This is a genomic window from Rhodococcus sp. PvP016, from assembly GCF_017832185.1.
Classification (GTDB): domain Bacteria; phylum Actinomycetota; class Actinomycetes; order Mycobacteriales; family Mycobacteriaceae; genus Rhodococcoides.
Window position 1 is genome coordinate 3,795,438 of record NZ_JAFIBH010000001.1, and the last position, 13,741, is coordinate 3,809,178.

Here is a 13,741-nt window from a genome sequence, read left to right on the forward strand (position 1 = left end):
CCATGAGCACTCGTCGCCGGTTGCCCCCGCAGAAACTCGGATCCCTCATCGGCGCCGTGTTCGGACTCGTGTTCGTGGTGGTCAACTCGGCGTCGTCGCCCGGGCTCCTGCGTCTCGCGTTCTGTGTGGCCGCTGCGGCGGCCGCGATCACCGTTCTCGTGGGAATCGCGCGCAATCCCGTGGCCTCGGTGCCCGCGGGTGTCAGACCGTTCGGACGCGGTTACGCCGTGATCGTGCTCGCCGAGGTGGTGCTGCTGTTCGTCGGCGTCCGCGTGGTGGCGGGGCCGCTCGGACTTCCCGAGGCCGGGGTCGCCTGGGTGGCCGTCGTGGTCGGGGTGCATTTCATCGTCCTGGCGCGCCTGTGGCACCTGCGACTGTTCGACGTCCTGGGCGCGGCGTTGACCGCTCTCGGCGTGCTCGGATTCGTGCTGGCCGTCGCCGGGGCGGACCGGATGTGGATCGACATCGTGGCAGGGGTGGCTTCCGGTGCGGTGCTCCTGGAGTTCGCTCGCCGAGGCGTGCGTCAGAGACCGACCTTCTCCAGCGCCTCGTCGTAGATCAGAGCCGCCTCGGACTCCGAACGGCCTTCCTGCAGCGCATTCACGTAGACGGCGGACACCTCCTTCTCCACCGCCGTGTACTTCGCGAGCCACTGCTCGGCTCGCACGCGCCAGTAACCGATGATGTCGAAACGGTCGACGCCCATCCCCCGCTCGCGGCGCACGTACTTGCGAACGGCACGCGAGTCCGCGGCCTCCCCCGCAAAGAAGACGTAACCCTCGCCCGGCGGGAACTCCCACGCCTGCACCGCGTCCGGCAGCACCCCGGGACCGTGCCCGTTGCCGGACCCGACGCACCACTGCACGGTCACGTCGGCCGCCGACTCGAACGTCTGCACATCGGCCTCGTCGAGAACCTCGACGATCGCATGGGCCCGAGTGTTCGCGGGCAAGTCCTCGAGCACTCGGCCCAGCGCCGGAAGCCCGGCGAGATCTGCCGCGAGGAGGAACCACGTGGTGTCCGCCGGCGGCGCGAACCAGTGCCGCGGTGGAGTGACGACCACGACGTCGCCCGGTCGCGCCGACAGCGCCCAGGAGGCGGCCACCCCGCCTTCGTGGGCGACGAAGTCGATCACCAGCTCACCGGCGTCGGTCACCTTGCGCACCGTGTAGTTGCGGCCCTCGGGACGGGTGGCGTCGTCGTGGTACCACCACACCCCGTCGACGCACTGCATGGCCGGCGGCCGAGACTTGCCAGGAGCCGGGAAGTAGAGAGCGGCGCACTCGTCGGCCACACCGGCCGGCCGGTACCGGCGCAGGTCCTCTCCGCCGAAGGTGAGGCGAACGAGGTTGGGGCTCAGGGTCACCCGGTCCACCACCTCGGCCCAGTAGAAGGTCGGCTCGGTGTCGTCGGTCATCGATGAAACTCCCGCAGTCGAGGTCGTGAACTCGACTTAGGCTACCCTGACCGCTCGGCTCATGGTGGTGCCACGACGAGTTGCTGCCCGCAGGCGCAGGACTCCCGAGCAATTCGATTCACAGACGCGTCCCGACGAAACGGCCCGTGTGGTCTGATCGACACGTGCGCGAAGAGATGCCGACCGAACCAAAGCAACCGATGACGTCGAGCCTGCTGTCCAAAGGCCAGAATGTCGAACTTCCCGATGGGATCTCGAAGATGGACATCCTGATCAGTTGGGTCGACGACGCGGGCGACGTGGACGCGTCCGCACTCCTGCTGGCGGAATCGGGCACGGTGTCGAAGGACGACGACTTCGTGTTCTACAACCAACCTGAGAGTTCCGACGGCGCGATCCGTCACCTCGGGCGAAGTGCCGCGGAGGACGGAATGTCCGAACGCATCAGTATCGACCTGACACTTCTCGACCCGGCCGTTCTGACCGTGGCGCTCGCGGGAAGCGTGACCGGGGGGACGTTCGGTGACCTCGGCAAGCTGAGCCTGCGTGTGATCGACGGTGCGGGCGTGACGCTGGGCGAGTACGTCACAGCGGATGCGAAGGACGAAACGGCCTTCGTATTCGGGGAGGTGTACCGGCGAGGGGGTCGGTGGAAGCTGAGGGCGGTCGGACAGGGATGGACCAGTGGGCTGGAGGGATTGGCAACCGATTACGGGGTGTCGATCGAGAACAGCGATGTGCCCGACCCGGAGGTGGTCGACAGAGCTGATCCCGTCGCTGACGATGTGGTGAGTGTGGCACCTGATGTCGTCGAACCGAGTTCTGTCGAATCTGAGCTCGATGAGACAGTTACGTCCGCTGTTGTCGACATGCCGATCACGACGACGACATCCGCATCGGTTCAGGAAGATGGATCCGACAAGACCACGGGGCGCGCGCCCGCCTCCACGCGTCGCGGAGTGCGCACCACGAAAGCTGTGCCGAGGAAGGCGAAGCCCTTCACTTTCGTCTCCGCCGACGGGGACAACTGGGCGCCCGCCCGACTGTTCTCTGTCGTCGGGGTCGGGTCCGGCGACGAGCAAGAGCGCCGTGCGACTGCCGCACTCGTTGCCACGATGCAAGCCGTGAGGCCCTTCGCGCGCGCAATCAGTGGACGTGTCGGCGCACCGGCAGGCCGATTCGAAGGCTACGTCGAAGTTCCGTACACGAAGGGCGAAACCAAGGTCATCCCGGACGCCGTCTTTCGCGTCGCCCGAGGATCCAGGATGTGGACGGCGCTGCTCGAAGTGAAGACGGGTTCGGGCGAATTGCGCCGAGACCAACTGGAGAACTATCTGGATGTCGCGCGGCGCCACAAGTACGACGTCGTCGTCAGCCTGTCCAACGACGTGCCTCCCGGTGTCGGGGACCTTCCCGTCGAGGTCGACAGACGTAAGCTCGCCAAGGTCGACCTCCGGCACCTCTCGTGGACCGATGTCGTTCACGAGGCGCGAATGCTGTTGGCTCACGGCGGTATCGAGGACGGTCTCGAAGCATGGATTCTGACCGAATTCGTTCGGTATCTCGCGCATCCTCGATCAGGTGCGGCGGACTTCGTCGACATGGGACCACATTGGGTGAGTGTCCGGGACAGCATTGCCGCCGGCACGCTGCGTGCCGGCGACAAGAAGGTGTCGTTCGTCGCGGACAAGTGGCTGAGCCTCTCCAGGCACCTTTCCCAGCGACTCACCGCTGAACTCGGCGTGCCGGTGCGCCACGTTCTCCCACGACGGCTGGTGAACGACCCGACTCAGAGGACCGCGTTCTTCGTGGACAAACTCGCGTCGGAGGGCACACTCGGCGCGTCATTCCGCGTTCCGGAAACTGCGGGCGATCTGGATGTCAGCGTCGACCTCAGAGCAAACCGAGTCACCTGCACAACGACCGTGAATGCTCCTGACGAGGGATCGACGACCAAGCGACTGTCCTGGATCATGAAGCAGCTCGGGTCGGCACCCGAGGATCTACTCGTGGAGGCTGTTTTCTCGGAACACGGCGTGGTCGCCTGCGAAACTCTGGCGACTGTTCGCGCCACGCCCAAGGCACTCACCGACGGTCGCCAGGGGCACATCGTGACGTTCTCACTGACTCGCATCACCACGATGGGAAGCAAGAGATCCGGTACCGCGTCGGGGTTCGTCACCAGCGTCACCGCTGCTGTCGACGTGTTCTATACGGACGTACTTCAAACGATCAGGGAGTGGGTGTCGGCGGCTCCGGAGCCGGTGGATCCTCCGGAGAACTGGGCCGCTCAAACTCATTGAGCTGGGCGACCCGATCGCAAACCACTGACGCGAGGGTTCTGGCGTGCGGCGAAGATTGAACGGACTTTCGGGACTTGGTCGATCTGAAACGTAGATTTCCGAGCTAAGTAGACAGCCAGACATGACCGGGGGTTTGCTCGCTCGAAGCAAATTGCTCTGTGCACACTCGGTACGCTCGCGCACATCATCCGGTAGTACCGGACTCGGTCAGCAGATCGCGGGACCGGCTTCCGACGCCGCCGAGGCCGGCTCGCGGTGCCGCATGCACTCACCGGGGTCATAAATTGCTGTTAACGCACCGTGAAGCGTGCCCTTTGACAAACAACCACCTGGACGGGCTGATGGGGTCGGCAAAATTTGGCGGTTTCAACCGGATCCGACATCGTTGCCGGATTGCGGGTGACGAGGACACAGTGAATCGAGAAGAGGCGAACTCGAGATCTCAGTGGGCTTTCTCTCAGAAACGACAGCGGTGTCGGGGCCACCCCTTAAGATCTCGACGCATGGCGAACCCAGCGGCACTGCTGCACGGCTTGTTGACGTCATGGTGCGTGAACGGCTCAGCAAGCGATATTCGCGGAATCGATTCAACGGCGTCTCCGGCATGGTCGGACGTTCGGCGGGCTATGGGATACGTCGATGCCATCTCGGAAGCGCTCGCCGGACAGCAGGCGCAGCAAGCCCGAGTGACACCGTACGTCGAAGCGGTGCCCAGGTGGACCGCAGCCATAGTCGGTTACCCCCACGGGTGGAACCAGGACAGCGCATCCGGTATTCCCACGCAAGATCTCGCATTGCTTGACACCCTCGCTGGCATCATGGACACCTGGATCGCGCGAACAACAGACGAACAGCGCGACGACATCCGACAGTTCAGCGATCGCATCGCCGAACTGGTCAAAGCCGACGACTCGCTATCGGAGGAGATACGCCTCTATTTGGCCAACTTAGTGCTGCACTTGAGGGATTGCCTCGACCGTTTCGACATCGTCGGTGACTTCGATCTGAGAATCGCCGTGGATCGACTGATGATGGCTGTGGGCGTCGCTTCCGTACACAGCACCTCCGAAAAATCAAGATGGAAAGACGTCGCCGAACAGTTCGTCTACCCGTTCACCGTGTCAGTGGCCAGCAGTCCACTGGTCGCGGTTCTTGGACAACTCGCGATAGGGTCGTAGACGATCGCGAAAAGGAATTCGACTTGCTAGCCAAAAGAAGAGGGGAAGCATGGTAGAAACGATAGTCGATCCGTCGGGAAGAGCGTGGACATATGACCCGAGCGACCTGATAGGGCGTGGAGGCTTCGGTAATGTCTACGGTGGTTCCTCAGCAGGTGAGGCACTAGCGATCAAAGTCGTGGAATTGAGCCCGTCGTCTGCGGCCTCCGAGATCGACTCGGAGCTGGGCCGTGAGGGTGACATCAATGCCCTCATCCAGCAGTCTGGTTCTGCAACTACTCATCTCTTGAAGCCGAAGGCATTCTTTCACGACCGCGATCGGTTTTATGTTGTCATGCAGCGCGCAGACGGTTCCTTGGAGAAGGAGCTCGAAGCACGTCGTTTCGATCTGCGCGAAGGTCTGGGGACCTTGATTCAGATCGCGCAAGGGCTTCAAGAATTGCAGGATTTGCGCATTGCCTACCGCGATCTCAAACCTGCGAATGTACTGCGGTTCGACGATCAATGGTTACTGTCAGATTTTGGTATCGCGCGCAATCTCAGCACCAAGACCGCAACGAAGACATTCGCGCAGTATGGAACATCAGAGTATCTGCCACCTGAGGTCTGGAATGGTGAGCCGCGAACCGCCAAGTCTGACTTCTACGCGTTCGGAGTTTTGCTGCACGAGGTACTCAACGGGGCACGTCCGTTCCCCGCTGGATCGCTCGAAGCACAACGAAACCACCACCTCCACACGGTTCCGGCTGATCTGCCGGACACCGTTCCACCCACCGTTAGACGCCTGGCCACGCGTTTGCTCAAGAAAAACCCGGCTGAACGGCCGCAAGATGCGCGCGAGATTATAGAAGCATTGACCAATGCTCGACGGCCGCTCAGCACCGGTCAAGCCGAACTCGCGGAAGCAGCAGCGGCGCTCGACCTCAAGGAAGCGAACGACGAGGCCGTCACGGCGAACCAGCGCAAGCACGCGCGTCGGGTGGACGATTTACGTATACAATCTCAGGCCGACCTCGAAGAAATTTTGAGGTCATCCGAAGAAGAAGCCTCAGCGGGCGCACCGGACATCGCACTCACGACCGATAATGCGCAGTGGTTTCTCCGCCTCGGAACCGTTCGCCTAGCTTTCGTACCGTGGCCGTGGACGTCAGGACTCGCGCCCAAGGCCGTCGAGTATGCGCAGGAATTGTCCGGTCTCGATGGTTCAAGGATGAGCGCGTTCGCGTACGGAAACCAGGCGTTACAACAGCCCATCTTGTTCGCCGGAATTGTCTACGCTGCGGCGCTCAACGGAGAGAAAAAGGCGATTGCCAACATCGGCTACCAGTTCGAGGCTAAAACGGACCGTGGTAGTTGGGTCCTGCAGCGGTACACTCAGCAGCGGTCGGCGCACATGGTCGGCCGTGAAATGGCGGATTACCCACCAATCGAAGACCAGAAGAACACCGCTCGAGTGGTTACGTACCACGATTTCATAACCGACAGCAAACAACTGAACACTGAAAGTGTCCTCGCACTGCTCACCGAGGCTGTTCGCGACGCAGCACAGTAAGTTAAGTCGAGGCCAATCTTGTTGACCCCGTGTCATGACGGACTCTGCCCCTGGGACACGACAGTTCCGGAATCTGGCCGCTAGACCTGAGGATTTCGGCTCTTACACTTGAGCCTGTAAGGATCATAATCCTATGTCGTTGACTGCGTTGCCGATCAGTGGTGCGTTTTCGCGAGCGTAGCGTTCGAGCATCGCGGGTGTGGTGTGCCCGGTCTGGCGCATAATGGCGTGCGCGTCGGCGCCGTTACGAAAGGCTTGGGTGACGAACCCGGATCGAAGAGAATGCCCACCGAATTGAGCGACAAGGGTGGAGTCGTAGCCGGCACGCTCGGCGCGGCGTCGGATGGTCTTGTGGATCGCGGCACCGGAGATCGGTGTGGTGCTGAGGTTGCCGTTCTTGGCAATTGCCCGGAACAGCGGTGCCCGTGCGGTGGTGCGGGGCACTCCCCCGCGGCAGACATGATCGCGGAACGGCGCCCGTCCACGGAGCAGTCGAATGACTGAGGAGCGGCCGCCGGCGTCGAAGGCTGACACAACCTGCACCCACCGCACGTACGCACAGGGTGGACAGGTGGTGTGCGAGTCGGTGGTGGGCAGGGCGCGGACGACCCCCCGGCCTTCCTGGTCGGTCTTGGTCTTGCGCAGTCGGATGTGCAGGCCGTCCTCTCGGTGCAGCGTCACGTCGCGGCATTCGAGGGCGGCGAGCTCGGAGCGGCGGAATGCGCCGGCGAACCCGAGGAGCAGCAGCGCGTTGTCGCGGCGCTCGAGGACGTCGTCGGCCCACCCGTTGCATTGGTGGCGGGCGGTGTCGACGAGGCGGCGGATGTCGGAGACGAGGAGTGGTGCCCGTTGGGTCCGGGGTCGGTCGCCGGCGGTGGCGTAGTCGCGGCGCATACCGGCGAGCGTGGCGGCAACAAGCTCGTGCGCCGACGGCTGCGGGTGTCCAGCAGTCCGGTGGTAGTGGTTGATGGCCGCAACCCAGGAGGACAGGGTGCTGGCGGCGTACGCCTTCTCCCCCACCGCGGAAACGGTGTCGGCAGCGTCGACGAGGTAGGCGGCGACGGTGACAGGGTGCGCCGGGAGCGCGACATGCCCGTGGCGGGTGCACCACTCGGTGAAGCGGCTCCACCCTGCGGCGTAGGCACGGCGGGTCCCGGCCGACCGGGACAACTGCACCGCTCCGGCGATGCGAGCGGCCACCGCCTCGGGAATCGCCGGCGCTCTCGCGCCCTCCGAGGGACCCGAGACGGTCGCCAGAGCGCGCACGTGGGCCGTTTCGGCAGGTCGGGACTCCATACTTGCAGCCTAGACCCGTCGTCCGACATGGTCGCGGACCAAAACTGTGCTGAACTGGCGTTTCACGGCTGACGGTGCGTTAAGTGAAATTAACGACTAACTGCTCACGGGTTTCTGACATTCACAGTTCGCCCGCCAACTCGGGCTCGTCTCCTCGGATCGGCTGGGTGTCGATTGTCGACAGATCACGCTGTAATTCGGACGACGCAACCGGTGTCAGCTCGTCTTCACTGATCGCGATGTAGACGATCTTCTGTATTTCCGAGAACACAGGTTGGGCAGCGTTGAAGCCCGGAAAGACCATGATCGAGACGGTCACCGCGTCCGTGACGCGCTTCTCCAAGGAGATCTGCGCCCCCTTGTCCTGGGGCTCCTCTCGAATCCACCCGCGGGATTTCAACGACAGCAGTTGCCGTGTCGATGCCTTCGTTCCCTCCAGCCCGCCGATGGCAGCCTGCAGGTCACCAGTGAAGACAGCCCGGTGCACCTGCTCGAACGGCTGCTGCACCATCGCGGCGTCGAGCACGTGCTGCCAGGTTCGCACCGCGTCACCCATCGTCAGGGGGTGCGCCACCGCGACGTCGACCTCATCTGCGATCTCGACGTGCGCACCATCGGCATCGATGGGCGACCGGAGGTCCGAGAATCGGAAGTGCGTGCCACTGCCCGTAGACCAGACGAGCCTGCTCACGACATGCCACGTCAAGGGGTGCGCGACCAGGTGGGTTCTCACCTGGCCCATGCGCCACGTTCGATGCGCGACCATCGCCTTCTCGAAGCGTGCAATCAGCTCGCCGGAGACCGCGCCGAGATCCTTTCGCAGAGTCGTGTACCGCTTGTACTCCTCACGGGCGAGATCCGAATCATGTTGTCCCGGGCGGGGAAGACGGTCGCGAGTCTTGCCGTCGCGGTCGACGATCATCAGGCTCAGGCGGTGGTCGAAGGTCGCGATGAACGAGCGGTCGCCATAGTCGAATGTCGTCGTGCCGTCAGGGTCGAGTCCGAGGTTCGGAACCAGGCGGTCGGCGAGGTCGAGTGGCGTGAGGTTCAGTTCGTCGGCGATGCGCCGGATGCGGGTATCGGCCTTGGCTCGCAGCGCCGGGAACCGCAGCGCTTGCGAGATAGTCCAGAGATGGCCGAGTGCTGCGTCTGTGCCGATCGTTGCCAGAACTTCCAATCCTGCTGCGGCCCTGCGGTGTGCGGATTGGAGCGGCCACGTTCGGATCAGTGGTGTGAGCCTCCGCGCGGTGTCGTCGTTGCCAACGATCCCCAGTGCGTCCAACGCCCAATTCTGAGCATCGGGGAAGCCTGCCGCCGCCCATCGTTCGAAGACGTCCCACACGAACACGGCAAGGTCATCCGCGTCGACGAGGTCGCGCAGGATGTCGATCCCGGCATAGACCTCGTCCATCCTCGACATCGCGAACATGACGAGAACGTTCTGCACGGCATCTGCGGGTAGGGGCGCCTCGGTGTCCGTCAGAACGAGCGGCGGCAACAACGCGGGGTCGAGCCACGCCGGAGTCGTCGGGATGGTGCGTGGCAGCACCGCTAGCGGATCAAGGTCCACGATCGTGGCCACCACGGCGCTCGCTTTCGGCCCGAATTGCTCTGCAGCAGCGACCAGTACGTCGCGGTGACCACGCCGGGCCAACGTGCGCATGCCTTTCTCCGCTGTCAGTCGCGGCGCACCCTTCTGGCGCAGCACCGACGCGACGACGTCAGGCGCTGCCGAGTCGATGTGCCGGTCGAACCACTCAAGAGCGCTTGGCCTCACCGACCTCGCTTGCAACCAGTTCACCATCCGACGGGCTACAGCGCTGCCGCCCACCGGTAGAAGGACGTGCACGGTCTGCGCTGGTTTGGTGATCACTGTTCGCAGTACGTAATCCGCTGCGTCGACATCGAATCGGGCCAAGATACGACGGATCTCGCCCTCTGCCTGCCACAGGTAGGACGATTCGGTAATCGTCGGAAGTAGGGGACGGATAATGTCATCCGGTGCGTGTGCCACGTAGCTCAGTGGATATCGCCCGTGGCCATCGGTCACCTCTTTGATGAAGTCCGCCCACGTCTTTCGCCACACAGAGGGTGGATACGGCGTGCCCGCCGCGGCCCATTCCTCTCGCTCTCCGGGCAGCCATGCCGTGAACAACTCCGTCGACGGCTCGTCGACGTCGATCACGACGGGGGCTGACGCTTTCCGAGGCCCGAGCCACGGCGGCGACGCCAGAAGTGTGGGAACGGCATTCGCGGACAGCGTGGTCGGCTCGTCCCGTGACTCGGGTCCGGCAAGTTCAGGGTGTGTTCGGTACAGATCGCGAAGCAGTGCCCCTGCGAGCGGTTTGTCCGACTCCTCCAACATCCGCGCCGCCCGCTCGGGTGCACGGTCCATCGCGTCGAGGACAGCAGGTTCTATGTGTTTCGTGCCCAACCGGTCCAGGAGTTCCGACACCCCCGCGTCCGTGTCGAATTCCGCAAGAATTTCGGCACACCGCTTCTTGTTGGCGGACGAGAGATTGCCGTCGAAGATCTCACCCACGATCGGCTCCAACCCCGGCCCGATGTTGGCACACATGGCGTGAAGGATGCGCGGATAGATCCCAACATTCCAGATCGCACGGGCACGGTCTTCGACCAGCTCGAACGCGGTCTCTACGGCAGCCACGTCGCTGACACTGGCAAGCAGGACGAGGCCGATACTCCGTTGATAGCGGTCGAGTCCGGACGACTTCTGCAGATCGGCCGCAACCCAGTCGTGTTCGGTCGGCAACAGGAATGACGTCGCGATGCGACGCGCGAAGCAGGAGCCGCGAAACTCCGCGAGTCGTTCCACAGCTGCCGCGTACTCGTTGTCCGACAGTGCGGCGAGCGCAGATCGCACGCGGCTGTAGGCGTCGTCGACCCAGAAATTGACGGTGTCCATGCCGATTCGGTGGCTGAGGGAACTAGTGGCCATGGTTCTGGGTTGCGGACTCGGGTGATATTCGATGGTCATCCCCGCTGCTACGACGACAGCCTCCGCGGCGAACGCGGCCCCGAATCGACCGATCAAGTACACGACGAACGGTGTTCGCATCTTGTATTGATTGTGCTGGGTCGACACCATCCACACCGCTGCCGCCGCGAGTGGCGTCACGTTCTCCGTGGGCGAATGGTGGCCTGCAACGAACGCGCGGGCAGCATCGGCCCACTCCGGCGGTGTCGCGGGATGATCGAGGACGGCATCGAACTGGTCCGCCACCCGTTCGATGAGACCGTCGATCGCGTCAGGTTTGAGCGGCGCCTTCGACGGCGCGGGCGTCGGCGTCCGGCCGTGCACCGCCTCGCCGCGCCGCCACCATTGCGCCGGCACCTGCCACGTCGAAGATCTGGAGCTCATCGCATCGACAGTAGGGGCCCGCCCCGACAGTCTGCCGATTGAAACACCGAAACTTTCGTCAGGAACCCGACGTGTATGCACCATGGCGCCGACGACGCGAAAACCCCCGACCACATCTCAGATGCATGATCGGGGGTCTCAGGCGCTCCCCCATCTGGACTTGAACCAGAAACCCTTCGATTAACAGTCGAATGCTCTGCCAATTGAGCTATGGGGGAATGTCCGTGGCCGCGAACAGACCCTTACGGATGTGTCCTCGACCGAGAACAGACTCTAGCTCATCACACCCGCACACCACCAAATCGGCTGGTCGGAGGCACTTCCGTTCGTCCGCGTAGATCTCGGCGGGCTGTGCGCCCCCCGCCCACGGCGCATGTCCGCGCTGTCGGGCAGGATATGGGGAGACGTCTCGAAAGGACTCACGCTCACATGATGGGAATGTTGGCCGGCATCGCTGCCGGATACGTGCTCGGCACCAAGGCGGGGCGGGCGCGCTACGAACAGATCAGCCGTGCGACGAAGGCGGTGGCGTCGAGTCCCGCGACGAAGAAGGTCGTGTCGGCCGGACGCCAGAAGTTGGCCGACACCCTCAGTACGCAGCCGAAGCTCGAGCCGATGAAGCAGGTCGACGACACTCAGCTCTACATCCCGCACGACAAGCTCTAGACGGCGGGGAACTCCGCGTCCGTGGTGCTGCCGACTGCCTGCTCCAACAGGCTGCGGCGGTACTGCTCGAGCGCGATGAGGTCGCCGAACAGCGCGTTGTAGTCGTCCGGCTTGTCGATGGGTGACATGCGCTGCAGCTTCGACTTCAGTTCCGCGACCTGCCGGCCTACCCACACTTCCTGCAGCCGCGCGAGCACACCCGAGATGTAGCGCGGGGTCGCCTCGTCGGAGATGGGCATGGCCTCGACGGCCAGTTCCGTGACCAGTGAGCGCAATCCCTTCGGCTCCGCCTTCTTGCCGACGGCATCGAGCCACTCCCCGCCCCCGAGCCCCGCGGCCGTTCCACCGGCCTCGCGGACCGCCTCGGACACCGCGGCGTACGCCGGGTGCCCGAACGTCTCGTGCGGCAGCGAATCGAACACGGACCCGGCGATACCGGGGTGCTGCATGACGGCCTTGAGGGCTTCGCGCTGCGGCCACAGGGTGGGGTCGTTGCGCGCCGGATGCGCCGGACCGACCGGCGCGGCCTTCTCGGTCTCGGTACTGCGCACCGGCCGCCGGAGCGGCGCCGGAGCGCCACCCTTCGCGATCTTCGCCGCTTCCTCGCGCACCCGGTTGACCACCATGCGCTCGTCGATCCAGCCCACCCATCCGCTGAGCCGAGCCGCGTAGTTGTCGCGCAGCGCACGGTCCTTCATCTGCGCGACCATCGGCACGGTGCGGCGCAGGGCTTCGACCTGCCCCTCGGCGGTGTCGAGATCACACTCGGACAGTGCGCCGCGGATGGCGAACTCGAAGAGTGGGGTACGACGCGCGACGAGATCACGTACAGCCGCGTCGCCCTTCTCGAGGCGCAGGTCGCACGGATCCATCCCGTCCGGGGCCACCGCGATGAACGTCTGGCCGGCGAGCTTCTGGTCTCCCGAGAAGGCCTTCATCGCGGCAGCCTGGCCAGCGGAGTCCCCGTCGAAGGTGTAGATGATCTCGCCGCGCCAGAACTTGTCGTCCATCAGCAGCCGACGCAGGAGCGCGAGATGCTCGTCACCGAAGGCGGTACCGCACGAGGCGACCGCCGTCTTGACCCCGGCCAGATGCATGGCCATGACGTCGGTGTAGCCCTCGACCACGACGGCCTGGTGCCCCTTGGCGATGTCCTTCTTCGCCAGGTCGAGGCCGAACAGCACCTGAGACTTTTTGTACAGCAACGTCTCCGGCGTGTTGACATACTTGCCCGGCATCGTGTCGTCGTCGAAGATCTTGCGTGCGCCGAAGCCGATGACGTCGCCGGAGAGATTACGGATGGGCCACAGCAACCGACGGTGAAACCGGTCCATCGGCCCCCGCTTGCCCTCGCGGGACAACCCGGCCGCCTCGAGTTCCTTGAACTCGAAGCCCTTGTTGAGCAGGTGCTTGGTGAGCGTGTCCCACCCACTCGGGGCGAACCCGCACCCGAATTCCTTGGCCGCGGCGGCGTCGAAGTTGCGCTGCGTCAGGTAGTCCCGCGCCGCCTGCGCCTCGGATGATCCGAGTTGCTCGGCGTAGAACTGCTGCGCTGCCGCGTTGGCCGCGACGAGGCGGGACCGGGTGCCGCGATCGCGCTGGACCGAGGTGCCGCCACCCTCGTACGAGATGGAGTAGTTCAACCGATCCGCGAGTTGTTCGACGCTCTCGACGAACGTGATGTGCTCGATCTTCTGCAGGAACGTGTACACGTCGCCGCCCTCACCACAGCCGAAGCAGTGGAAGGTGCCGTGATTCGGCCGGACGTGGAACGACGGGTTCTTCTCGTCGTGGAACGGGCACAGTCCGCTCATGGAGTCGCCTCGCGGAGCCTTCAGTGCGACGTACTCGCCGACGATGTCCTCGATGCGAGTGCGTTCGCGAATGGCGGCTACATCGCGTTCAGGTATCCGGCCGGCCACGAGCCCAGTCTAGTGCCGGGTCCGA

9 protein-coding genes and 1 tRNA gene are annotated in these 13,741 nt (G+C 64.0%); 5 read left to right on the forward strand and 5 right to left on the reverse strand.

Annotated features, from left to right (window positions below):
* Window positions 1-2: 2 nt before the first annotated feature.
* Window positions 3-557: a hypothetical protein gene (locus JOE30_RS17655; protein WP_204868269.1), complete on the forward strand. Its 555-nt coding sequence runs from the start codon at window positions 3-5 to the stop codon at window positions 555-557.
* Here JOE30_RS17655 and JOE30_RS17660 read toward each other — a convergent pair.
* Window positions 524-1,417 (reverse strand): siderophore-interacting protein, encoded by an 894-nt coding sequence (locus JOE30_RS17660; protein WP_204868271.1) that lies wholly within the window; start codon window positions 1,415-1,417, stop codon window positions 524-526. The two genes, JOE30_RS17655 and JOE30_RS17660, sit on opposite strands and share 34 nt — an antisense overlap.
* A 200-nt stretch (window positions 1,418-1,617) precedes the next feature.
* Between JOE30_RS17660 and JOE30_RS17665 the strand changes: the two genes are divergently transcribed.
* The 3 genes from JOE30_RS17665 (at window position 1,618) to JOE30_RS17675 (ending at window position 6,450) form a co-directional block, all read left to right on the forward strand.
* Window positions 1,618-3,720, forward strand: a complete 2,103-nt coding sequence (locus JOE30_RS17665; protein ID WP_204868273.1) for a TerD family protein — start codon at window positions 1,618-1,620, stop codon at window positions 3,718-3,720.
* 503 nt (window positions 3,721-4,223) lie between these two features.
* A complete protein-coding gene (locus JOE30_RS17670; RefSeq protein WP_204868276.1) occupies window positions 4,224-4,898 on the forward strand; it encodes a hypothetical protein in 675 nt (224 codons plus the stop codon).
* A 49-nt stretch (window positions 4,899-4,947) separates the two neighbouring features.
* The gene (locus JOE30_RS17675) at window positions 4,948-6,450 is read left to right on the forward strand and encodes a serine/threonine-protein kinase (RefSeq protein ID WP_204868278.1); all 1,503 of its coding nucleotides are present in this window, start codon (window positions 4,948-4,950) and stop codon (window positions 6,448-6,450) included.
* Between the two features lie 123 nt (window positions 6,451-6,573).
* Here JOE30_RS17675 and JOE30_RS17680 read toward each other — a convergent pair whose 3' ends face one another.
* From JOE30_RS17680 to JOE30_RS17690, 3 genes are all read right to left on the reverse strand, one after another.
* On the reverse strand, window positions 6,574-7,746 hold the full coding sequence (locus tag JOE30_RS17680) for a site-specific integrase (RefSeq protein WP_204868279.1): 1,173 nt from the start codon (window positions 7,744-7,746) through the stop codon (window positions 6,574-6,576).
* A 121-nt stretch (window positions 7,747-7,867) separates the two neighbouring features.
* Window positions 7,868-10,582, reverse strand: a complete 2,715-nt coding sequence (locus tag JOE30_RS21710) for a DUF4132 domain-containing protein (protein ID WP_204868280.1) — start codon at window positions 10,580-10,582, stop codon at window positions 7,868-7,870.
* 691 nt (window positions 10,583-11,273) lie between these two features.
* Window positions 11,274-11,346: transfer RNA gene (locus JOE30_RS17690), tRNA-Asn, on the reverse strand.
* 211 nt (window positions 11,347-11,557) lie between these two features.
* Here JOE30_RS17690 and JOE30_RS17695 point away from each other — a divergent pair.
* Entirely contained in the window at window positions 11,558-11,794 is a 237-nt protein-coding gene (locus tag JOE30_RS17695) for a hypothetical protein (protein ID WP_027505741.1), read from the forward strand.
* On the opposite strand, the gene dnaG is transcribed toward JOE30_RS17695, so the two are convergent.
* Window positions 11,791-13,716, reverse strand: coding sequence for a DNA primase (gene dnaG / locus JOE30_RS17700; RefSeq protein ID WP_204868281.1), 1,926 nt, complete (start codon window positions 13,714-13,716; stop codon window positions 11,791-11,793). The genes JOE30_RS17695 and dnaG overlap by 4 nt on opposite strands.
* Window positions 13,717-13,741: the final 25 nt, after the last annotated feature.